This is a genomic window from Burkholderia sp. 22PA0099 (assembly GCF_047497165.1).
GTDB lineage: Bacteria > Pseudomonadota > Gammaproteobacteria > Burkholderiales > Burkholderiaceae > Burkholderia.
Genome location: NZ_CP163164.1, coordinates 2244226 through 2266649, shown reverse-complemented (window position 1 = coordinate 2266649; position 22424 = coordinate 2244226). Strand labels below are relative to the sequence as shown.

Annotated in this window: 23 protein-coding genes and 1 pseudogene; 15 read left to right on the top strand and 9 right to left on the bottom strand. The window is 63.1% G+C overall.

The window, feature by feature from the left end; all coding sequences use genetic code 11:
* Positions 1 to 79 precede the first annotated feature (79 nt).
* Together AB4851_RS10125 and AB4851_RS10120 are read left to right on the top strand one after the other, a co-directional pair.
* Positions 80 to 943, top strand: a complete 864-nt coding sequence (locus AB4851_RS10125; RefSeq protein WP_414447070.1) for a DJ-1/PfpI family protein — start codon at positions 80 to 82, stop codon at positions 941 to 943.
* A 117-nt stretch (positions 944 to 1060) separates the two neighbouring features.
* Positions 1061 to 1567: a YybH family protein gene (locus AB4851_RS10120; RefSeq protein WP_414447069.1), complete on the top strand. Its 507-nt coding sequence runs from the start codon at positions 1061 to 1063 to the stop codon at positions 1565 to 1567.
* A gap of 31 nt (positions 1568 to 1598) precedes the next feature.
* On the opposite strand, the gene AB4851_RS10115 is transcribed toward AB4851_RS10120, so the two are convergent.
* The 4 genes from AB4851_RS10115 to AB4851_RS10100 all read right to left on the bottom strand — a co-directional run bounded on the left by AB4851_RS10115 (position 1599) and on the right by AB4851_RS10100 (position 7112).
* Positions 1599 to 2546, bottom strand: coding sequence for a GlxA family transcriptional regulator (locus AB4851_RS10115; RefSeq protein ID WP_414447068.1), 948 nt, complete (start codon positions 2544 to 2546; stop codon positions 1599 to 1601).
* A gap of 331 nt (positions 2547 to 2877) precedes the next feature.
* Positions 2878 to 3924, bottom strand: a complete 1047-nt coding sequence (locus tag AB4851_RS10110) for a porin (RefSeq protein WP_414447067.1) — start codon at positions 3922 to 3924, stop codon at positions 2878 to 2880.
* A 90-nt stretch (positions 3925 to 4014) separates the two neighbouring features.
* Positions 4015 to 5529, bottom strand: a complete 1515-nt coding sequence (locus AB4851_RS10105; RefSeq protein ID WP_414447066.1) for an OprD family outer membrane porin — start codon at positions 5527 to 5529, stop codon at positions 4015 to 4017.
* A gap of 425 nt (positions 5530 to 5954) precedes the next feature.
* Entirely contained in the window at positions 5955 to 7112 is a 1158-nt protein-coding gene (locus AB4851_RS10100) for a LysR family transcriptional regulator (RefSeq protein ID WP_414447065.1), read from the bottom strand.
* Positions 7113 to 7172: 60 nt separating this feature from the next.
* Between AB4851_RS10100 and AB4851_RS10095 the strand changes: the two genes are divergently transcribed.
* The 9 genes from AB4851_RS10095 (at position 7173) to AB4851_RS10055 (ending at position 14971) form a co-directional block, all read left to right on the top strand.
* Complete coding sequence (locus tag AB4851_RS10095; protein WP_414447064.1) at positions 7173 to 8006, top strand: cysteine hydrolase; 834 nt, start codon at positions 7173 to 7175, stop codon at positions 8004 to 8006.
* A gap of 13 nt (positions 8007 to 8019) precedes the next feature.
* The gene (locus AB4851_RS10090) at positions 8020 to 9069 is read left to right on the top strand and encodes an ABC transporter substrate-binding protein (protein ID WP_414447063.1); all 1050 of its coding nucleotides are present in this window, start codon (positions 8020 to 8022) and stop codon (positions 9067 to 9069) included.
* A gap of 41 nt (positions 9070 to 9110) precedes the next feature.
* Positions 9111 to 9902 carry an SDR family NAD(P)-dependent oxidoreductase gene (locus tag AB4851_RS10085; protein WP_414447062.1) on the top strand — a complete coding sequence of 264 codons (792 nt, stop codon included), beginning with the start codon at positions 9111 to 9113 and terminating at the stop codon, positions 9900 to 9902.
* A gap of 11 nt (positions 9903 to 9913) precedes the next feature.
* Entirely contained in the window at positions 9914 to 11389 is a 1476-nt protein-coding gene (locus AB4851_RS10080) for a dihydroorotase (RefSeq protein WP_414439797.1), read from the top strand.
* Positions 11390 to 11436: 47 nt separating this feature from the next.
* Positions 11437 to 12312 carry an ABC transporter ATP-binding protein gene (locus tag AB4851_RS10075; protein ID WP_414439798.1) on the top strand — a complete coding sequence of 292 codons (876 nt, stop codon included), beginning with the start codon at positions 11437 to 11439 and terminating at the stop codon, positions 12310 to 12312.
* Positions 12309 to 13091, top strand: a complete 783-nt coding sequence (locus AB4851_RS10070) for an ABC transporter permease (RefSeq protein ID WP_414447061.1) — start codon at positions 12309 to 12311, stop codon at positions 13089 to 13091. Before AB4851_RS10075 ends, AB4851_RS10070 begins: the two co-directional genes overlap by 4 nt.
* The gene (locus tag AB4851_RS10065; protein WP_414447060.1) at positions 13088 to 13693 is read left to right on the top strand and encodes a TIGR00730 family Rossman fold protein; all 606 of its coding nucleotides are present in this window, start codon (positions 13088 to 13090) and stop codon (positions 13691 to 13693) included. Before AB4851_RS10070 ends, AB4851_RS10065 begins: the two co-directional genes overlap by 4 nt.
* Positions 13694 to 13738: 45 nt before the next feature.
* Positions 13739 to 14164: a DUF3830 family protein gene (locus AB4851_RS10060; protein WP_414447059.1), complete on the top strand. Its 426-nt coding sequence runs from the start codon at positions 13739 to 13741 to the stop codon at positions 14162 to 14164.
* A gap of 570 nt (positions 14165 to 14734) precedes the next feature.
* The gene (locus AB4851_RS10055; RefSeq protein ID WP_414439801.1) at positions 14735 to 14971 is read left to right on the top strand and encodes a hypothetical protein; all 237 of its coding nucleotides are present in this window, start codon (positions 14735 to 14737) and stop codon (positions 14969 to 14971) included.
* A gap of 242 nt (positions 14972 to 15213) precedes the next feature.
* Here the strand turns inward: AB4851_RS10055 and AB4851_RS10050 are convergent, their stop codons facing one another.
* The 3 genes and pseudogenes from AB4851_RS10050 to AB4851_RS10040 all read right to left on the bottom strand — a co-directional run bounded on the left by AB4851_RS10050 (position 15214) and on the right by AB4851_RS10040 (position 16889).
* Positions 15214 to 15336, bottom strand: coding sequence for a hypothetical protein (locus tag AB4851_RS10050; RefSeq protein ID WP_414447058.1), 123 nt, complete (start codon positions 15334 to 15336; stop codon positions 15214 to 15216).
* An 82-nt stretch (positions 15337 to 15418) separates the two neighbouring features.
* Positions 15419 to 15757, bottom strand: a complete 339-nt coding sequence (locus AB4851_RS10045) for a hypothetical protein (protein WP_414447057.1) — start codon at positions 15755 to 15757, stop codon at positions 15419 to 15421.
* Positions 15758 to 16276: 519 nt separating this feature from the next.
* Positions 16277 to 16889: pseudogene (locus tag AB4851_RS10040) on the bottom strand (Crp/Fnr family transcriptional regulator).
* Positions 16890 to 17361: 472 nt separating this feature from the next.
* On the opposite strand from AB4851_RS10040, the gene AB4851_RS10035 reads away from it, so the two are divergent.
* Both AB4851_RS10035 and AB4851_RS10030 read left to right on the top strand, forming a co-directional pair.
* The gene (locus AB4851_RS10035) at positions 17362 to 17682 is read left to right on the top strand and encodes a hypothetical protein (RefSeq protein ID WP_414447056.1); all 321 of its coding nucleotides are present in this window, start codon (positions 17362 to 17364) and stop codon (positions 17680 to 17682) included.
* 249 nt (positions 17683 to 17931) lie between these two features.
* Positions 17932 to 19269: a sigma-54-dependent transcriptional regulator gene (locus tag AB4851_RS10030; RefSeq protein ID WP_414447055.1), complete on the top strand. Its 1338-nt coding sequence runs from the start codon at positions 17932 to 17934 to the stop codon at positions 19267 to 19269.
* A 452-nt stretch (positions 19270 to 19721) separates the two neighbouring features.
* Here AB4851_RS10030 and AB4851_RS10025 read toward each other — a convergent pair whose 3' ends face one another.
* Positions 19722 to 20027: a hypothetical protein gene (locus AB4851_RS10025; RefSeq protein ID WP_414447054.1), complete on the bottom strand. Its 306-nt coding sequence runs from the start codon at positions 20025 to 20027 to the stop codon at positions 19722 to 19724.
* 216 nt (positions 20028 to 20243) lie between these two features.
* On the opposite strand from AB4851_RS10025, the gene AB4851_RS10020 reads away from it, so the two are divergent.
* Positions 20244 to 20741: a ferritin-like domain-containing protein gene (locus tag AB4851_RS10020; RefSeq protein ID WP_414439806.1), complete on the top strand. Its 498-nt coding sequence runs from the start codon at positions 20244 to 20246 to the stop codon at positions 20739 to 20741.
* A gap of 150 nt (positions 20742 to 20891) precedes the next feature.
* A complete protein-coding gene (locus AB4851_RS10015; RefSeq protein ID WP_414439807.1) occupies positions 20892 to 21761 on the top strand; it encodes a manganese catalase family protein in 870 nt (289 codons plus the stop codon).
* A 101-nt stretch (positions 21762 to 21862) separates the two neighbouring features.
* Here AB4851_RS10015 and AB4851_RS10010 read toward each other — a convergent pair whose 3' ends face one another.
* Complete coding sequence (locus tag AB4851_RS10010) at positions 21863 to 22240, bottom strand: response regulator (RefSeq protein WP_414447053.1); 378 nt, start codon at positions 22238 to 22240, stop codon at positions 21863 to 21865.
* Positions 22241 to 22424: the final 184 nt, after the last annotated feature.

Sequence of the window (22424 nt, the reverse complement as noted above, 5' to 3'; positions counted from 1 at the left end):
ACCACGCTTGTTCGTGGTGGTGACTTTCAATCCGGCCCAACCTGACTGCACGCACCGAGGGGCCGAAGCGCAAGGAGAAATGATTTTGACCAACCATAGCGAAAAAAATAAGGAATCCGGAAAATCGCTCACCGGATCAGGTCGTTCGCGCCGCGAGATGCTCAAGTTCGGCAGCATCGCCACGCTGGGCGCCGTGCTGGGTGGCACGGCCCTGCTTGGCCACACCGCGCCCGCTCTCGCGCAGGCAGCCGGCCGGGCGGAACTGGCTCCGAGCGACCCGCTCAACATTCTGATCGTCAATTACGACGGCGGAACGCTGCTCGACTTCGCCGGCCCCAGCGAGATTTTTCACCGCTTGCCCAATACCCACGTTCGCTATGCGAGCCTCGATGGCGGCAACGTCACGCTCGAATTCGGGGTGGTGTATGGCAAAACCGAGCGACTGGCCGATATCGAGAAGACCGACCTGATTCTGGTTCCCGGCGGCTCCGATTTGACGGCGCCGATGCGGCCCGCGTATCAGGCGCAAATCCGGCGTCTGGCGGAAAGCGCCAAACACGTGACGTCCGTGTGCAACGGCTCGCTGGTGCTCGCCGCGACGGGCATTCTCAAGGGCAAGCGAAGCGCCTGCCATTGGGCCTTCGTCAACAAGCTGTCCGAATATGGCGCGATCCCCGTGCCGGATCGATTCGTGGAAGACGACAACGGCCGCTTCATGAGCGGCGGTGGCGTGACGGCGGGCATCGATTTCGCACTGCGCGTCGCGGCGAAGCTGCGCGGCCAACAGGCTGCCGAATTCACGCAACTCGCGATCGAATACGACCCCGCCCCGCCGTTCCATTCCGGTCATCCCAGAGACGCACGGCCGGAAGTCGTCGCGATGGTCGACAAGGAACTGCCCGGTGCATCCAAAGGACTCGCGCGAATCCCGGGCGTTCGCTGAAATGCCCGCAAGCGATGCCGGAGGAGCCCTGCGCGAGTGTCGATCGCTCCACCTTCGGCATCGCTTGCCCAATCCCGCCCAGCCCCATCGATTTAAACCCTGAACGGAAATTCTCACATGCAACAGATTCGCCGCTTTGCTGCTGCTTCTGCAGCCTGCTTTTCATTTTTCGCGTTTGCCGCGCCAGCAATGGCGGATGGCCCGCAGCCTCGAACCGAAGCGGCCATCAAGGCCGAAAACGCGCGATGGGCGGATGCCTTTGCGCGAGGGGATTATCAGGCGATAGGCCGCCTGTACACCGCCGATGGTGCACTCATGCCGCCCGGCGGCGACAGGGTGACGGGGGGTAGCGCGATTACCGCGTACTTCGTCAAGGGGTATTCCGGGACAAAACCCGGCACCGTATCGTTCAGCCATGAGGAGTTCTACGGCAACGACCAGAGCGTAACGGAAGTCTCGGATGCGGAAGTCCGTGATCACGACGGAAAGCTCATCTATCGCGGCAAGCAGACCCTGCTCTTTCTGAAGCAAGGCGGCACGTGGAAATTGCATCGCGACATGTGGAATGACTCCCCCGCCCGGAAATCCGATGGCGGTCGAGCGGCCGGCGATACAGCGAGTTAAATGGCGCGAGCGCCACAAGGCTGGCGCTCGATCAACGCGCACCGTTCGATCGGCTCTCGCGCCGGATCGCCTGCGGAGGGTGGCCATGCAGTTTGATGAAAGCCCGCCGCATCCGCTCCGGATCCGTGAATCCCACGGCGAGCGCAATTTTTTCGATCGGTTCGCTACCATCCTGCAGGCGCAGCCGCGCGGCTTCCACGCGCAAGCGTTCGACCGCCTTGGCAGGTGTCTCGCCGGTTTCCCGGCGAAATGCTCGTCCGAACTGTCGCGGACTCAACCTGGCGACTTCGGCGAGCCGCTCCACCGGTAGCGCTTCAACCAGGTGTTCTCTCGCGAAGTTCAGGGCAATGCGAATGCGGTCCGACTCCGGTTCCATCTGCGACATGGCGGAGAACTGGGATTGGCCGCCCGGCCGACGATACGCCACCACCAGAAGCCGGGAAACACCGCGCGCCACTTCGGCACCCATATCTCGTTCAATCAAGCCGAGCGCCAGGTCGATTCCCGAAGCAATGCCCGCCGACGTCCAGATGCGGCCGTCGGCGATATAGATACTGTCGCTCTCGACCCGGGTGCGAGGAAAGCGCGACTGCAGCAGCGCAGCGTATCGCCAGTGGGTGGTTGCTTTCAACCCGTCCAGCAAGCCGGTTTCCGCCAGCAGAAACGCCCCCGTACAAACGCTCGCCACCCGCGAGGCCTTGGCGCTCAATTTCCTGGCGGCCGCGATGTTCTCCTGCGTCTGCATGGGATCGATATCACCGCCCACGAAAATGACGGTATCGAACGCGCGCCTTCCGGCCGGCTTGGTCTCGATCACAAGACCCGTATTGCCACGAACCGGGCCTCCGGCATGCGAGATGACATGAAGATCGTACGGAGTATGGCCAGCTGCCGTGGCTACCTGATTGAAAGCCGACAGTGGCCCGCCCAGATCGAGAGGGTCGTGGCCACCGCAAACAAAGAGTCCGATTCGATGCATGGCGAGAGAATGAGCCGACAATCCTGGAGTGGCTCATTCTACATAAAACCCTCAATTATCGTCAGATCGCTGTAACGGGGAAAACGAGGTATCGCTATCAAAAATATCGATGTTCATTGCGCAGTCACCCTCTCGCGCATGCCGACTACAAAAGGTCCACTCACCGCCATTCGAAAACAGCACCGTCCGGCACGGTTCGATGGCAGTCAGCCTTGAAGGCATGGCGATGCGACGCACAGGGTCGCGGTTGAGGGGCGCAATACCGGAAGTGATTTGCCAGACCAACGCCCCTACCCAGGCAGCAAGACCTCTCACGAAGACACGCGAAGCATCAAAACGAATGCACGATCCCGATCTGGGCGCCCGTTACGCCCCCGCCCGCGGCAGGCGAATTGGACGTGATCGGGCCGTTCGCCAGCAACGCATACGTTGCGCCATGCTTGTTGATCAGCCGCTCGACCGTGCCATAAAGCATCGTGCGCTTGCTGAGTGAGTAGAACGCGCCGAGGCTCGCTTCGCCGGCGTTGTCGTGCGCGCCGGAACTGTCCTGGGCCCAACCCACGCCTGCACTGATCTTCAGCGCCGGCGTGAAGTTGTAGGCGGCCGAGGCCGAGTACACGCTGTGGTATTTCCCGGCCACGTTCGTAGCGGTATTCGAACCAAGCACGTTGCCTCGGTAGTAGCCCAAATACCCGGTCAGCTTGCCGAACTGATAGCTGCCGCCCGCGAAGGTCGCCTTGGTGAGATTTCGTCCATCGGTGCTGTTCTGCTCTACGTGGTTCGCACCCAGATAAAGCGGGCCGCGCGAATATTCCAGCGACACGAGATAGGCATTGAGCCCGTCATGCGGGCTGGTCTGCCCACCGAGGCTCACACCTGCGCTCAGCTTGAAACCGTATATCGATGGCGACCAATACGTGATCATGTTGTCGAAGCGAAACGTGTAAGTCCCCGCGTTGTTCAGGAACGAACCGTACGTGCCGCCCGCAAAGGCGTCCATTTTCCCGAGCATGTACAGCTGAATCTGGTTCTGTCGTCCGAAGCGGATTTCGCCATACTGATTCGCGAGTCCTACCCATGCATTGCGATTGAATGCACGCGAGGCGTCGGCGGCCGCCCCCGAATTGGTTTGAATGCCGTTTTCCAGATTGAACGTCGCATGCAGGCCGCCGCCGAGGTCCTCGTCGCCGCGCAGGCCGATCCGGCTTGCCGCGAGACCTCCGCTCTGCATCGCGGTGGCGGCCCCCTTGCCATCGGCATTCGTGTAGCCGACATAGGTATCGAGGAGTCCGTACAACGTCACCGAGGCATGCGCGGGCAGCGAGCATGCACCGGTCAGCGGCAGCGAGAGATTCAACAGCTTGATTCGATTTTTCATGATTTTTCTTGTTGATTTTTTTCAATGGAGAGAAGGACCTCCCTCCATCAGGTGCGAGTGAATTCGAAATACGGTTTTCACCAGGTTCGACTAGATTTGCGGCCCCCACGCGTATTGAAGCTGCAGCCGGTTCTGCACGAACGTGCGGCCCTTGACGGGGGAGGTTTGCACGGCGAAAAAGTCGGCGGCACTGAACCCCTTCAGCTGTCCGCTGAAGTTGTAGATCGCATAGGCAAGGTATTCCGACCCGTCGAGGCTCGGGCCGTCGGCACTCGCCTTCAGATCCATGAACGAATAGCGGGCGCCGATGAACCAGTTGCCGGTCGGGGCGCCGCTGATGTCGATTGCATAGGCGTTGCCGGCACCGAGATCCTGCGTGCTGGTCAGGAACGGCTGCGCAAACAGCGGGCCGCCCGACACATCGTGGGCATACGGCGTGACCAGCGAGCCATTGAGATAGGCGTTGCGATGCGGGGCGATGAAGTCGTAGCCGAAGCTCAACGTCATCGAGTTGTGCTTGACGCCGAGCTGCATGCCGTACACCTGGCTGTCCACGGGACCGAGCAGTTCGCGCCCGTCGCCGGTTTCGTGGAAGTACTGCAGGCCTGCGAACGGCTTCCATGCCCCGCCGGTGCGGCTCACCTGCCCTTCCACGTAGGCCAGGTCGGCGTAGTCCTGATAGGTCTGATACCACCCCTGGGCACGCAGCGTGACGGCATCGAGATCGAACTTGTGCGCCGCGCCCACGCCCCAGAAACCGTTGGTCGTCGGATTGCCGATGCCGGCGTATGGGTCGAAGCTTTCGTCGTAATTGGTTTTCTGCGAGAACCCGTTGCCGGTGTACGACTTGAACCGGAACATCTTGAAGGCCGTGACGAAATTGTCGGCGTCGCCGTATTTCGCATCGATGCCCTGATACAACTGCGGAGCAATACGCCAATCGTACGTCGAGGCAAACGGCACGTTGAGCGCCTGATTGCCCACCGTGACCTGCACCTGGTCGTGCTCCCATTTGACGTAGGCCTCGCCCAAGGTCGCGAGGTTCGGGCCGAGGTAGCTGTCCACGCGGTTCGGGTTGTCGGAATGCCCGATGCCGCGCTGCAGATAGCCGCTCACGCCCACGGAGAACCCGTAGAGCGGCGCGCTCACGTAGCCAAGCTCGCCACCGTAGCTGACCGTGTTCTGGTTCGCGCCGGGCGAGAAAAAGGCGTTGCGCGACGCATAGTAGAAGGTGCGGATGTTGCCGAAGAACGTTCCCTTCGTGATCATCTCGCCGACGTTGTGTGCCTCCGTCCCATGGTCGGACACGCTTGCCGCTGCGGACGTTTCGGCCGCCGCGTCCGGCTGGGACGGGCTGAGCGTTGCGCCATGCGTATCGCCCTTGCTGGCAGCCTGAGTCTGCACCGCGGCAGCCGCGGCGGCATCCTTCTTCTTGCGCGCATCCTTCGCGGCGCTGGCTGCCGAGCTGTCGCCGGTTGCGGCGGTATCCTGACCGCTTGCGGTTGCGCTTTGCGCGAACGCGTAGTCAGGCGCGACGAGCGCCGCGGCAATCATCGCAATATGAATAAGGTGTACTGATTTAAATTCGAAGGGAATCTGATTCATGATTTTGTCGGGTCGCTGAGTCCGGGGCGGGCGGGAATTCGGTATGGGTTGCTGCGCCCGTGCATCGTTCAACTGGTCTGTATTGCGCGGACGGATGCCACGTTAAGTGATAAAAAATATCGCCTCAGGCACTTTTTCGGCACCTGCGCGTTGCCATCGCGGCAACGCAAAGCGCGTTCGACCCAATCGTGGTTCGCCCCGGCGCGGCGATGGCCGTGGTTGCCGTTTCGGCAACGGCTCGATGCCGAAACGGCCGCCTTTTCTTTTTTTGATTCGAATTATCGTTTTCGGTCGAATCGGCGCGGGAGCGCATACCGATCGCGGAGGCGTCGCCTGCGGGCGCCCTTCAGGCAGGGTGTGGCGGGAGAATGAATAAAGGCGCCGCTCATCGGCGGCGCCTTCATCGTAGTGAATAACGGAAATATCTAGAGGGCCAGCGCCGCGCTCTCCTCGAGCCCCTGCTTCAGGTGCTCGATGAACGAATAGGCGATCACGGGCAACTGGCGCCCGCGCAGGCTCGCCAGTGCCAGCGTGCCTTTCGGAAACCCGCGGTCCTCGATATCGCGCGACACGTATTCGCCGCTCTCGCTCCCGGCACCGATGTGGATCTGGAAGCTGAGCGCTTGTTCGTAATGCAGGTAGCCGCGCAGGAACTCGAAGCTGTTGCATTCGACCACCGGGTGAAGACGGAACGAGCGCCGCGACAAAAATCGATCAAGCAGCTGTCGGCCTCCGATTTCCCGATTCGGCATTACCAGCGGATAGTCGCCGCAATCACGCAGCCGGATCGGCCCGGCTTCGGATGCCAGCGGATGCGTGCGATGCATGATCACGCAAAGCCGCTGCTCGAATTCGGCGATCCGTTCGATATCGGGTTCGTCCGACAGGTTGAAGACCAGCGCGAGATCCGTATCGAACATCCGCAGCGCGTTGAGTGCCTGCACGTGATCCGTCACGCGAATCTGAAACCCGACCAGCGAGTGACGCTTGCGAAACGAGGCAACCATCTTCGGCAGAAACGCCGACGCCACGGCCTGGCTCACGGTCAATCGCACCAGCCCCCTGCGCAAGCCCTGGAGATCCTCGATCTCGGATCGCACACGCTCCAGCTCGGCCAGACGCGTACGCACGTACTGAATGAACAGCTCGCCTGCCGCGGTCAGCCGCATGCCGCGCGGCAACCGCTCGAAAATCGGCGTGCCGAGTTCGTCCTCGATATCCTGGATTCGCCTCAATACGGCGGACGGCGCCACATGCAGCCGCTCCGAGGCCTGCCTGACCGAGCCGGTACGTGCGACCTCGTCGACGTAGGAGAGAAAACGCAGATGATTCATGCAAGCGTGCTCCAGATGCGGAAGGTCAACTGCAGCGCACCGCGACGGGGCGCGGCACGCATCATTTCGGGAATGGGGCACCGTATGCGAGCGCGGCGTGGTTCGGTTCGCGCCCTGCGTCGAACCAACGCCTGAGCGGCACCGGCCGAAACTGCCGCAGCCCCGCCAAAACACACGACCGCCGCAGGGAATACTCCGCCCCGGTGCGACTGTGAGTGCCTCGAACCGTTGCCGTTTCGGCAACGCCATCGTGCCTAAATGGCTACTTTGGTGGACAAAGTATGGCATAGATGCTGCATTGAACGTGGCATGAAAAAGAAATCGCCCCCCTCCATGCCGCGCACGGATCATGCCTCCGACGCCGCGATATTCGGTCCCGCCGCGCACAACGCGTGGACCGTATCCGGCTCGGTGGCCAGCCTGGTGCGTCGCGTGATGAAACCGCGCCCGCTGACGATCGACGCCGCGCCCCAGAACCTCGAGATCGACGTCGCGCGCAGTGCAGTCGTCGTGATCGATATGCAGAACGACTTTTGCCACCCGGAAGGATGGTTCGCGCAGAAAGGCGTCAGCGTGAAGGCAGCCAGAAAGCCGATCCCGGTGATCGCTGAGCTGCTGCCCGCCTGGCGTGGTGCGGGGGGCCGCGTGGTGTGGCTGAACTGGGGGATTCGCGCGGATCTGGCCAACCTGAGCGCCACGATCCATTTCAAGGGCAAGCGCTCGGCCGACGGCGTCGGCTATGGGGAGCCGTCGCCGAACGATCGCGGACCGTCGCTCGTTCGTGGCGCCTGGGGCGCGCAAGTCGTCGACGAGTTGACGGTCGATGCGTCGGACATGTGCGTCGAAAAGCATCGACTCAGCGGCTTCTGGGACAACGAACTCGATTCGGTATTGCGCAATCTCGGCATCACCACGCTGCTGTTCGTCGGAATCAATACCGACCGGTGCGTGTTCTCCACGCTGCAGGACGCCGCCTTCATCGGCTACGACTGCATCCTGCTCGAGGACGCCTGCAACACGTCTTCGCCGGCCTATGTCACACGGGCCATCCATTTCATCGTTCAGCAACTGCATGGCTTCGTCGCCCGCGCCGACAGCCTGATCGCAGCCCTTTCCGGCCTGCCCGGCCGGACCCAACGCTAGGAGTCGCATCGTCATGTTGAGTCAAATTCGTCGCCTGAGCGCGGCAGGCATGCTCGCCGGTTTCGCCGCCTTCGGCATCGCCCTGGTCGCCGCGCCGGCGCAAGCCCGCGCGGACACGCCCATCAAGGTGGTCCTGAACTGGAAATACGAAGGCCCGCAAGCCTGGTTTTTCCTCGCGCAGGATCGCGGCTATTTCAAGGCCCAGGGGCTCGATGTCCAGTTCGACCAGGGCGAGGGTTCGAGCGCGTCGATCCCGAAGGTTGCCGCCGGCGCCTATCAGGCCGGTTTTGGCGATCTCAATGCGCTCGTGGAACTGGCGGCGAAAGAGCCGGCACAGGCGCCGATCGCCGTCGACGTGCTCTACAACACGCCGCCGTTTACGGTCGTGGTCAAGTCGGGCAGCCCGATCCACACGCCCAGGGATCTCGAAGGCAAGACGGTCGGCGCCCCCGCCAACGACGGCGCGCTGAAGCTGTTTCCCGCGTTCGCGAAGCTGGCAGGCATCGATGCCGCGAAGGTCCACATCACGAACATGGCGCCGAATCTGCGCGAGCAGATGCTGATGCGCGATCAGGTCGATGCGGTGTTCGGCTTCACGACCACGATCATGTTCAGCGCCAAGGCGATGGGCGTGAATCCGGCTCGCGACCTGCGCTTCATCCGTTACGGCGACTACGGCATGGACCTGTACTCGAATGCGGTGTTCTTCTCGCGCGCATTCGTCAAGTCGAACCCGCAGGCCGTGCGCGGATTCCTTGCCGCGTTGAATCATGGAATCCGCGACGTGATCGCCAATCCGGACGCAGGCGTGGACGCCGTGATGAAGCGCGAGCCGCTGCTCAATCGCGAAGTCGAGAAGGAAAAGCTGTTGGCCACGATGCATAACGACATGAGCGCACCCGAAATCGCCCGCATCGGTTTGGGTGCGGTCGACGAGGCACGCCTGAAGCGCGACATCTCGATCATCGTCGAGGCCGCCAGGCTGCCGCGCAGCCCGGCGCCCAACGAAGTGTTCGATGGCCAGTTCCTCCCGCCCCGAGCCGACCGTCCGTCGGCCATGTAAGGCGGCGCATTTTCTCCGATACCTATAAATCAGGATTGCGTATGAATTTGAATCTGAAAGACAAGGTCGTGGTGATCACCGGCCCGGCAAAAGGCATGGGGCGCGCGGTGACGCTGGCGTTCGCGGCCGAAGGCGCAAGACTGGTGCTGACCGGTCGAGACGTCGCGGCGATCGAACCGGTGGCGGCCGAAGCGCGTGCGATGGACGCGGAAGCGATCGTCGTGGCGTGCGACCTCACGGTTGCCGCCGACACCGATGCACTGGCTCGGCAGGCGCTCGCCGCCTATGGCCGGATCGACGTGCTGGTCAACGTGGCCGGCGGCTCCGGCCCGATCGGCAAGAAAGGCTGGGAAACCACCGAAACGGAATTCGACGATATCGTCCGCGTGAACATGACCGGCGCATTCAACGTGGTGCGCGCCGTGATGCCCGCCATGATCGAGCGTCGCTACGGCAAGGTGATCAACGTCGGCGGAACCTTCGGCATGCGCGGCCGCGCCGGACGCATGGCCTATTCCGCATCGAAGTGGGGCCTGCGCGGCATCACCAAGAGCTTCGCGCTCGAAGCCGGCCCGCACAACATCAACGTCAACTGCGTGGCGCCCGGCATGGTCGACGGGCCGCGGTTCCGCGAAAAGGTTTGCGCGGACATGGCGCGCGCTCACGGCATTTCGGTCGAGGAAGCCATGCTGCGGCATGCGGAGGACTACGCACTGAAGCGCGTGTCGACCGACGACGACGTGGCACACGCCTGCCTGTTTCTCGCAAGCGATGTATCCAGACAGATCACGGGTATCGACCTGCCGGTGGACGGCGGTTGGGCCATGCTTTAAGGGGAAGCAAAATGAGTCAAGTCGATTTGGTGATCCGCGGTGCCCGGATCGTTTCGCCTGAACAGATCATCGAGGCATCCGTCGCCATCGATGGCGAGCGCATCGTTGCGGTCGGACACGACGACGTCATGCCATCCGCGCGCGAGGAAATGCGCGCCGACGGGCTGTATCTCCTGCCCGGTGCGATCGACAGCCATGTGCATTTCCGAGACCCGGGGTATCCGCACAAGGAAACCTGGCAGACCGGTTCGGCGGCCGCCGCGTGCGGCGGCGTGACCACCGTGTTCGAAATGCCGAATACCAACCCGGCCACCGGCACGCTCGAGGCACTGCGCATCAAGCAACGTGCGGCGGAATCGTCGTATGTCGATTTCGGCATTCACGGCCTGCTCGGCGACGATACCGTGGAGCGTCTCGAGGAACTGCTCGACGGCGGCGTGACGAGCTTCAAGGCGTTCGTGGGCAATACCTTCGGCAACCTGCCGGCGCCGACCGACGGCGCCCTGCTCGAAGGGTTCGAGAAGCTCGCACCGCTCGGCATCCGGACCGTCGTGCATGCGGAAAACTCGTCGATCCTGTTTCGTCGGCAGAACCGCATGAGCGACGCCGGCCGAATCGACGCCATGGCGCATCTGGCCGCGCGCCCCGCGGTGGCCGAAATCGAGGCCATCACGCGCGTGCTGACGCTGGCCGAGTGGACCGGCGCCCGAGTGCACATCGCGCATCACAGCTCGGCCGATTCGCTGTTCGTGCTGCGCGATTTCAAGGCACGCGGCGTGGACGTGACGGCGGAAACCTGTCCGCAATACGTTCTGCTGAACACCGATCACATGAGCAAGCTCGGCGGCATCATGCGGCTGAACCCGCCGATTCGCGAAGCGCGCAACAACGATCCGCTCTGGAACGCGCTGCTGGATGGCACGCTCGACATGATCGCCACCGACCATGCCCCGCACTCGCCCGAAGAAAAAACGCGGCCGAATATCTGGGAATGCGACTGCGGTTTCCCGGGCGTCGAAACGCAGATGGCCCTGATGCTGACCGAGGTCAATCGCGAACGCGCCACCTTGATGGATTACGTCCGCTGGAGCGCGGTCAATCCGGCCAAGGCATGGGGCATCTATGGCCCGAAGGGCGTCATCGCGCCGGGCGCGCATGCCGACATCGCGATCGTCGACATGAATCGCACCGGCATCCTCTCGCAGAACCAGTTGCAAAGCATCAGCAAGATCTCGCCCTGGCACGGACGCGCCGTGAAGGGCTATCCGCTGCACACGCTGGTGCGCGGCCGCTTCGTGATGCGCGACGGCAAGCTGGTGAAGGACGCGGCCGGTTGGGGACGCTCCGTGAAAAGCGTGCAGGCGATGCCGGCTGCCAAGCCGCGCAACACCGAGCACTACCTGAGCGCGATCCTCGAGACGCCGGACGGCGTGCGTCCGACCGCCGAGCCGGTCGATATCGATAGCGTGTTCGGCAACGAACAGTAATCGCGTCCGCTCGCGTCGATGCGAGCGGTATATACGAAGGAGTCTTCATGAATCCCCCCCTGATCGACCTGTCGGATGTCGGCGTTCGCTACGGCGGCGACAGCGGAACGATCGCTCTCGATCGCACGCGCCTCGAAATCGAACAAGGCGATTTCGTTGCGCTGGTCGGACCGAGCGGCTGCGGCAAGTCCACCATCCTGAAGCTGGTGGCGGGCCTGATTCGCCCGACATCCGGCGCGGTGATCGTCGGAGGCCGCGAAGTCGGCGCCCCGGGCACCAAACCGATACGCATCGGGCTGGCGTTTCAGAATCCGACCATGCTGCCGTGGCTGACCATCCGCGAGAACGTGATGGTTCCGCTCAAGATCGTCGAACCATTCCGGTCGCAATTTCGCCAGAAGCGCAAGGGCGAGTTCGCGGATCGCGCCGACGCCCTGCTGGCCCAGGTCGGCCTGAAGGAGTTCGGCCACAAGCGCCCGTGGCAGTTGTCGGGCGGCATGCTGCAGCGCGCGTCGCTGTGCCGGGCGCTGATTCACGAGCCGGAGCTGTTGCTGCTCGACGAGCCGTTCGGCGCGCTCGACCAGTTCACCCGGGAAGAGCTGTGGGACATCATGCAGACGCTGTGGATGAAGCGCAGGCCCACCGTGCTGCTCGTCACCCACGACCTGCGCGAATCGGCTTATCTGGCCAACCGGATCTGCGTGATGAGCTCGCGCCCGGGACGCATCCTCGAGGATCGCCATGTGACGTTCGACCGGCCGCGCACGCTCGAAGCGAGCTATGCCCCCGAATTTGCGACGCTGGTCCAGCAACTGCGCATGCGCATCGCGCAAGCACGTTCATCCGGGGTCGTCGCGGCCCGCGGGGCGTCGCCGGCCATCCCGATCGACACGCCGACATTCGAAGCAACGGAGCAAGCATGAGCCTCGGAACCGTGCGGCTTCGCCGCAACCTGTTGTCGTTGAGCGCACTAATCGGCTTTTTCGCGGCGTGGGAGCTTGCCTGCATCGCTTTCCACGTTTCCGACCTGGTCTTGCCGCGGCCCAGTCAGATCCTCGTCGTCATGGTCACCAAAATGCCGCTGCTGTGGCCGCACGTCGTGCAGACCGTGACGACCACGCTGATCGGCTTCTTCCTGGCCGTCGTGTTCGGCGTGCTGATCGGTGTGGTCATCGGCTCGTCGCGGCTTGCCTACGACACGGCCTATCCGCTGCTCGTGGGCTTCTCCAGCATTCCCAAGGTTGCGCTGGTGCCGATTTTCGTGGTCTGGTTCGGTTCAGGCACGGTACCGGCGATCCTCACGGCGATGGTGATCAGCGTGTTCCCTGTCGTGGTCAACGTGGCGACCGGCCTGGCCACCACCGAACCGGAACTGGAAGACGTGTTCAGGGTGCTCGGCGCAAGCCGCTTCGATGTGCTCCGCAACGTGGGCCTGCCGCGTGCGATGCCGTATTTGTTCGCATCACTGAAGATTGCCATCACGCTCGCCTTCGTGGGCGCGGTGCTGTCCGAGACAGTCGCATCGAACAAGGGAATCGGCAACGTGATGATGATCGCGAGCGGCAATTTCGACGTGCCGCTGGTGTTTGCCGGCCTGTTCATTCTCGCGGTGCTGGGCGTCGTGCTGTATGCCATTTCGGCGCTCGTCGAGCGCCGGCTGACCGGCTGGACTCAGCGCAAGACCGACGGAGCCGTGTCGTGACCGGCCCCATATCGCCGACGATTTACAGCGTCGCCGTGTTCTGCGGTTCGAATTTCGGAACCCGTGCCGACTATGCCGAAGCCGCTCGCGAATTGGGCGATGCGCTCGGCCGGCGCGGTTGGCAACTCGTGTATGGCGGAACCGACAAGGGCCTGATGGGCATCGTCGCGCAGGCCGCGCTGGCGGCCGGCTCGCCCGTGCACGGCGTCATCACGCGGCGTCTGGCGGATCGGGGCCATCTCGCGCCCGGACTCACGCGGCACGAGATCGTCCCCGACATGTCGGCACGCAAACGGCGCATGGCCGCGCTGGCCGATGCGTTCATCGCATTGCCTGGCGGCCTCGGCACGTTCGAGGAATTATTCGAAGCCGCCACGCTCACTCAATTGGGCGAACATGCCAAGCCATGTGGCGTGCTCGATGTGTCGGGGTTTTTCGCGCCGATGCGCGCGTTGCTCGAACACGCAACGGCCGAGGGCTTTCTCAAACCCGAACATCGAGACATGATTGTCGCAACGTCCAATCCGGACGACCTGCTGAACCAACTCCAAACCTGGACGCCTCCTGTCGTGAGCAAATGGATCGATCAACCCGACGCCTGATCACGGCTGCCATCCTGCCACCCCAAACCTGACCCATCATTCACCATGACTCGACTTCGCATTACTGCTGCCGGCCATATTTTCGAGGCGGAAACGCATCCGGATGCCCCTGAAACGGTTCGTGCCTTTCTCAAGCTGCTGCCTTATCGCCAAAAACTGATCCACGTGCGTTGGAGCGGCGAAGGATGCTGGGTACCACTTGGCGATTTCAAGCTGGAAAACGACGCAAAAGCGGTCGGATTCGAGAATCATACGAGCCACCCTTCCGTGGGCGATGTCCTTTTTTATCCTGGTGGATACAGCGAGACCGAAATCATTCTCGCCTACGGATCATGCTCGTTCAGCAGCAAGATGGGCCAATTGGCCGGCAATCATTTTCTGACGATCACAAAGGGGCGGGAAAACCTGCGCACGCTGGGCGTGGAAGTCCTGTGGAAGGGCGCACAAGATATATTGATTGAAATGATATGAAATCGCGATACGAGCTTGTCTGGCTGGCGATGGCGATCGACGCCAATGTACCGCCCGACCGGGTGTGAATCGCGCGGGCCGTCAACGCCTTGTCGATACCTGACGCCGCAGCGGCATGTGCCGTTCATCGCGCCAAGGCAAAACCCTTCATGGTTGGCCGACGCCACCTCGTACCATGCCGTACTGCAGAAAGCACTGTCTCGTAGCGGACAGACACGCCACGCATTCGCAGGCAGCATCGTTGTCGGGCCACACTGGCAAGCCGCGCATTGATGCGCGTGATTCAGGCCATGCCAATACCGTTAAAAATAACAAGCCGGCGCCTCGCCGGCTTCGACATCCGCCTCGCCAGGGCGGCTCCGCGCGCTGTTTGAGCGTGGAGAGGTTGGACGGTATCGGGTATCGAGCAGGCAACCCGGACAGCATTTGAATCGCGGTTCATCGCCGCGCTTCCTTCGCGCGGCGTTTCTCCATTCAAGCAGCACCCGGATGCGATCGCATGACAGGCACCATGGCCCACGCCGTCCGACGCGGATGGTGTTAGGCTCCGCCAATGACAGAGAGGTGTTCATGCAGAGGACGATCGCGTATCGCGGCTTTGAGATTCATGTCCAATTGACGCCAGCCGATCGGGATACGTTCGATGTGAGCTTCCAGATCAAAGGCGGCACAAACCTCGAAGTGCTGGGCGCGCGAGGAGGCCTGATCCCGGTGCACAACGGCCCCTTCACTTCTCGATGGGCTTACCTGGTCGCCGAAATCGCGGGCCAGGCGGCCATCGACGTGATCCTTGGTCCAGCCGGATGAGTCCTACGTTTCGCCCCGCCCACCTCCGCGTTACCGTTTCGGTTCGTCATGCCGACCAAGCGCTGCCCGGTGTTCATCCGGTTCTGAAAGCTGTCGACGACATCCGGGCTTCCTGGCGGGCGCCCCCGGCCGAGGCATCGCGATGATGCATCGTCCGATCGCGGGGCAGGCCGACGAAAATGGGCGCGGTTGCCGCGCGCAACATCCGATACTCGACAACGACGATTCTGGACTCGACCGCATCAACATACCGTTGCCATCGCAGGATGCGTCACGGCCCACTCCATGAATTCCGCGCCTGATGGCGCTTTTTCAACATCGAACAGAAGACGTGGGGCTTCGACAATTCGCGTGAAATCATCCATTTGATTTCATGATCGGCAGGCTTGCTCCCGTAACGCCTCCCGATCGAGCCATACACGCGCCAAACCACGGTCTTGTGAACGATTATTCATCCATCGCGTGCATGCCGAGCCGCTTTCGAGATTCGCAAATATGCTGACCCGGACTGCGGGCGACGGGGACTTCCCACCATATCGGCTGCGCAACAGGCATACCATCATCGGTCGAACGCGCATCCGCCTCGATCTGTTGCATGATGTCGTCCTTCGTCGTACGGGCCAGCTCCTTTTCCATCCAAATACGCCTTATTAACAATAGCCGGCTCACGCCCGCGATATTCGGCCGTCCCGCTTGTGCAGGGGAAATACGGCCGCTGCCGTTGAACGTACTCGCCGTTCTCGCCAGAGAGCTCATGTCAAAGGGTGTCGTCGAATCGTATTTCATCGCGCTCTCGAAACAGGGAATGGGGGGAGATCTCGTGCCTACATGGCGTCACAAGCAGCATGAGTCAGATTGGCGCAGCAGTGTCTTGCCGTCGACAATGTCCGCGCCGAATTGCGCGGATGGAGTCGGGGCGGCGCGGAACCCTTGATACGTTGAACAGACCGGGCCAGCCTGCGCGCTTCGCTACCGATAAGCAAGAACAAATCCGGTCGGAAGCTGCGCACATGTTTTGCATCGAGATGCGAAGAGGGCCGAACGGCGCGACAGCCGGCATGCCCTCCGATCGTTCGGAGACCGTGGATACCCTTTCCGCGTCACGCGCCGGTACCTCCATCAATCCGAGGAATTCGTACGATGCCGTACCGATTCAACGACCGGGTGCGCGCACAGTCGTTACTGAGCCTGCATGCGCCCGCGTTCGACAAGAACCCATGGCCGTTGATGGTCGACCTCGAGTGGGGCCGCCAGGTGCACGCGTATTATCAGCGCCGCCCTTACTGGCTCGCTGCCACACTTGGATCACCATGGCGACAGCAGCCGATGGCTTTCCTCGCGCACCAACTGATAGCACTCGCACACATGATGCTCCAGCGCGGCGCGATCGAGCACTTCGATCTTGCCGCGCGACTGGCGGATCAGGCCCGCCTCCTGGAGCTTTCTCGCGGTTTCCGTCACGCTTGCACGGCGCACGCCGAGCATGCCGGCGATCAGTTCCTGGGTCATCTGCACATCGCTTGAATCGAGCCGGTCGAGGCTCGGCAGCAACCAGCGGCAGAACTGCTGCGAAATCGAATGGTGCCGGTTGCAGACGGCCGTTTGCGCCATTCGCGTGACGAGCGCCTGCGTGCAGCGCAGGAACAGGCGCTGCACCGCACCGCCACGTGCGAATTCATCCTTGACGACCTGCCCGCCGAGTTTGAACGCATCGCCCCCGCTCTGGACGATCGCGCGATTCGGCATCGTCTCGCCCCATGAACAGCGCCGCCCCCACGAGACCGTCGCGCCCCACCACCGCGATCTCGGCCGACGCGCCGTTCTCCACCACGTAGCGCATCGAGATGATCGCGGTGGTCGGCAGGGCGATATGGCTGAGATGGTCGCCCGATTCGTAGACGACATGCCCGAGCGGCATCGTGATGGGCGCCAGATGCGGCTCGGTGCGCCGACGCGCGTCGCCGGGCAGCACGGCCAGCAGATGATTGAGCTGCACCGACGGATCGCCGATTTCATACGGCGCCCGGCCTTCCTGTTCGTGGTAATCCCGGCTCGGCAGCAGGCTTTGCACCGACGTTCGCAACGTGTCATGGCCGAGTGCAGCCCGAGACTTTCCGCCACCTGTGCATCGCTTGCGAATCGCCCTCCGCGCTTCAATTCGTCGAACGTTTCAAACCAATCGAATTGCATGAGCCGATCATCAAAATGAAGTCAAATACATTTGACATCATTCTCTGAATCAAACGCAATCAAGGAGCGCTATCGGCGTGTCAAATGCGTGGGCCATAGGTAGTCCATGCGCCTTTGTTCGCCACGCCGCTTTTGCGCGCACGTCGCGTTCGTGCATATTTTGAGATTCATGCATGAGCGATCCTCTTTCGTATTTCCGTTTGCCCGCCTCGTTGTCTCGGCAAACCGTTGCAGCCGTTCCCGCACCGATCACCGACGACGAATTTTCCGCATCCCAGGTCGATTTCATCCATAACGTCTTCGCCTACGCGGAACATCTGCGCGAGCATGGACGGTCCACCCCGCTCTCCGATGCCTTCCTCGGCGCGTTCGTAGGCCTGCTCGAAGTCATCGACATGAATTCGCGCGAAGACGCGGTGCGCTGTACGTCCCAATTCCGCGAGATCGTCGCACTGCTCGTGCCGGATGCGACGCCCGATGCCGAGCCGGCGGGCGCACCGCCCGCTCCGCCGTCGAAATAACCCGCTCCCCCGCGCTGCTTGCCCGTTGACGTCACGATGCGGCGACTTCATCGGCACCGCCATCATTCACACATACCGTACAGAACTCGCGCGCACACCCGCACACACTCACGTCGTACTCCCCACCCGTGGCTGCCAACCGAAGCACGGCCGCATCGCGGTCGATGCATGTCGCGCCGTACGTGCATTTAATCGGGACCGAATTCCGCTTGGTCGAGGCAGCCAGCCCCTTCCCGAACGAGCTCCCGCATGCCCCATATCTTGGTGGTCGACGATGATGAATCCACACGCGCGGCGATGTTCACGCTGGCTCATGCCCAGAACCTTGGATGTGACACGGCCGCCACGCTAGCCGAAGCCCGACTGCGGATTGGCGAACGCCATCCGAGTCTGGTGCTGTGCGACCTGATGCTGCCCGACGGCAACGGCATGGCGCTGTTTAATGAATTAACCAAATTCGGCTGCGAGGTCGTGGTGACTACCGGCCATGCCTCGCTCGATTCGGCAATCCGCGCGCTGCGGCTGGGCGCCTCCGATTATCTGGTCAAGCCCGTCAACATGGAACGGCTGCAGGCCTTGCTCAACCGCGTGTCGCGCCACACGTCGCGCAACGACATCCTGGTCGGACTCGCCACCGAGGTGCGTGAGACATCGCGCTTCGGTTTGATGCTCGGCCGCTCCGAATCGATGCTCGCCGTGTACGACGCGATTACGCGCGTCACCTCGACCAGCGCGTCGGTATTGCTGACCGGCGAATCGGGCACGGGCAAGGAACTGGCGGCGCAGACCATCCACGCATTAAGCCCGCGGCGCGACGGACCGTTCATCGCGATCAACTGCGGTGCGCTGCCGGCGCGACTCATCGAGAGCGAGATGTTCGGTCATGAACGCGGTAGCTTTACCGGCGCCGATCGCGATCATCGCGGTTTTTTCGAACGCGCCGACGGCGGCACGCTGTTTCTAGACGAAATCGCGGAGATGCCGGTGGATCTGCAGGTGCGCTTGCTGCGCGTGCTGGAAACGCGTCGCGTGCGGCGGCTGGGTGGCTCGCACGAACGCGAGGTGGACGTGCGCATCGTGGCCGCCACCAACCGCGACCCGCTCGCGGCGGTCGACCTCGGCTTCCTGCGCGCCGATCTCTATCACCGCATCAACGTATTTCCGATCCTGCTGCCGCCATTGCGCGAACGCGGCTGCGACGTAGTGCTGCTCGCCGACGCGTTTCTCGCTCGGCTCAATGAGACGAGCGGCAGGTGCCTGCGCTTCTCGGAAGCGGCGCAGCGCGCGATGACGCAGCGCAACTGGCGCGGCAACGTCCGCGAGCTGCGCAACCTGGTGCAGCATGCAGCGATATTCTGCGAGGGCGACTGCATCGATGCGTTGCCGCTCCCCATTCTGGACGAGGCGTCGGATACATCGAGCGAGGTTGGCGAATCGGTGTGGGTGCCGTTGGCAACGCCGCTCGACGAAATGGATCGCCGCCTGGTAGCCGCCACGGTGGCGCATTGTGGCGGCGTCAAGTCATACGCAGCCGACATGCTCGGCATCAGCCTCAAGACGCTGTACAACCGGCTCGCCAATCCGTAACGAACGCAATGCAGTTGGCGGGCGACACATGGCCGTCAAGCGTGACATGCGCCTGCCGCATCTCGGTGACCATCGAGATACCGCAACATCGAGCACCGTGGCAATCGCCGCGTCCTGGTCCACAAGACCGTCGCGGCCAGGGCTGTGCCGCAACGACGAACGGTCTGCGCGCTGCAGACCTTCCGGTTCGGCCAGCAATCGTCATGAGCACGCCGATCGGCCTCTCGAACTCAATGAGCGGCGCTGCGGCACCGCTGGCCTCCCCGACATCTCTTGTTGCTGGTTCCGTGCGGTTTCGCAGCGCCTCGGAGCCCGATGCCTGTATGCCTTCCGATTCGATGCGACGTTCCGGAAAAGGAGAATTGACACAAGCAAGTAAAAACGCTCTGCCAAACAGGCCCGACAAACGGGGCCGGCCCCAGCCACATCGTCAAGCGTGAGCACGTTCCCGCTCAGGCAGCAGGTTTCTCCCGCGAGGCACATCCAGCGGGCGTCGCGAGCAGCACCGCGCAGCCGAATGCCGAATCGTCGAGATGCGGCGGGACCACGAACAGGGGCGAACGTCCACCGGGCTCCGGAGCCGCCGCAGCCGCAACGAGCGACAGTGGCGCGGCCAGCCAGTCCGGCGCGACACGGCTGTCGGCATCGGTGAAGGCCGGCCAGCGCGCGCCGAGCTGCAACAGGTGCTCCGCGCTGGCGGCGCGCGCCACGCCGACGTTGCGAGCCTCGACGCTCAAGGCCAGCACGTCGAACGCCACCGCGAGCCGCGCCGAGCCGTCACTGCAACCGACAACGCACCGGCACCCGATACGTACTGGCGCTGATACCGCACGACTCGTGGCCAACCTCCTGAAACAGCCTCTAGCCGAGGGACGACGGGTGCGTCAGTTCGCTATCGCACCAAGCCGCGAACCACGGCCGGGCATGCCCCGTGCGCCATTCATGGCGTCCCCATACGCCGAGAGGAGCTTGTCATGGCACACCGTAAAACCGTGGACGATCTGTTCATCCACATGCTGTCCGATATCTACAGCGCCGAGAAGCAACTGACACGCGCGCTGGCGAGACTGTCTCGCGCGGCAACCGAGCCGGAACTCGTCGAGGCCTTCAAGACGCACCTCGAGGAAACCCAGGGCCAGGTGCAACGTATCGACCAGGTGGTCGAGACTTGCGGCCTGCGCCTGAAGCGCATGAAATGCGTCGCGATGGAAGGCCTCATCGAGGAAGGCCAGGAATTGATCGACGAGATCGAGAAGGGCCCGGTGCTGGATATCGGCCTGGTGGCGGCCGCGCAAAAGGTCGAGCACTACGAGATCGCCGCCTACGGCAGCCTTTGCGCCCTGGCCCGGCAACTCGGGCTCGACTCGGCGGCCACGCTGCTGGCCGAGACGCTCGAGGAAGAGAAGGCGGCCGATCTCAAGCTCACGAAGTTCGCCCAAACCTCCGGCAACGCCAAGGCGGTCGGTACTTGAGCTCGACCGCGCCTGCCGGCACGCATCCTGCGCAGCCGGCCCAGGTACCCCGCGCGACATCGACGTTCCGCCCGGAGCGCCGCAATCCCCAACGTATCACCGCCGGTTGACGATGGCCGGCGCTCCCTACAGTACCTGCCCGGAGGGCATATGTTCAGCCATCACTCGAAGCTGCAATACACCGTGCGCGTCGCCACCCCGAACCCGGGGCTGGCCAACCTGCTGCTGGAGCAATTCGGCGGACCGCAAGGCGAACTCGCCGCGGCCATGCGTTATTTCACCCAGGCCATCACCGAGGAGGACCCGGGCCGCAAGGACCTGCTGCTCGACATCGCCACCGAGGAACTGAGTCACCTGGAGGTGATCGGCTCGATGGTCGCGATGTTGAACCGGGGGGCGAAGGGCGAACTCGCGGAAGCGGTGGACACCCAGGCCGAGGCATACCGCAAGCTTCACGGGGCCGGCAACGACAGCCATCTCACGCAGGTGCTCTACGGCGCCGGCGCCCCGCTGACGAACTCGGCGGGCGTGCCTTGGTCGGCGGCCTACCTCGACACCATCGGCGAACCTACCGCCGACCTGCGTTCGAACATCGCGGCGGAGGCGCGCGCCAAGATCATCTACGAACGCCTGATCAACGTCACCGACGACGCTGGAGTGCGCGATGCGCTTGGCTTCCTGATGACGCGCGAAGTCGCGCATCAAAAGTCGTTCGAGAAAGCGCTGTACGCGATTTCCGCGAACTTCCCGCCCGGCAAGCTGCCGCCGGTGCCGCCATACGACCGGCTCTATCTGCGCATGTCGATCGACAGCCCGCCGGATCCGGGGCCCTGGAATAGCGGAGAGGAACTCGAATGGCGCTTCGGGGAACCGGCCATCGACGGCGGCGACGGCAGTGCTTCCGTCGATCTCGATGCCGAACAGGCCGCAGCGCTCGAAGCCATGGCCGCCCGCCTCGAATCGGATCCCGACTCGGACCCGATGACGGGTGCCGACCTCGGCGAAGGCAAGACGGCGTAAGCCCGCGGCGGCGCAGGCGCCTCGTGCCTGTGCCGCCGCCTCCGTGGTGCCTGCACGGCACCCGTGGCGAGCATGGTGCGGCGCGTCCTGCCCATCTTTCCCTACCGCTCCGCCGCGCCGCGACCGCGATCCACCGTGCGTCGCAAGGCGACCAGGATTCGCGATGGCGCCAGCGGCTTCGCACAATGCGCATCGAATCCTGCTTCGCGGGCCGTCGCCATGGCGGCACGCGACGTGACCCCGGACCACGCGATCAGGATCGCCGACCGGGGATCGGCGCTGCCTCTCAGGCGACGCGCCACTTCGTAACCGTCGATGCCGGGCATCGCGACATCGAGCACCACCGCGAACGGCTGCCACTCGCGGACTGTCTCGCACACCTGGTGCGCATTCGTCACGACGCGGCATTCGAAACCCATCGCCTGTGCCAGGAATTGCCACGCCTCGGCCGCATCCCGATCGTCATCGACGACCAGCATGCGCGCGTGGGAAGCGTGAATCGTGTCGGGAGAACGCCACCAGACAAGGTCGTCCTCCGCATGCTCGAAAAACGATAGGCTCATCTCGCTCCTCATCAATGGATGTGCATCGCGTGGCCGCGCCCGGCACCGTCACGGGCCGCAATGCCTGAACAACGAGCACCGATCGCACCCGGGTAGGCAC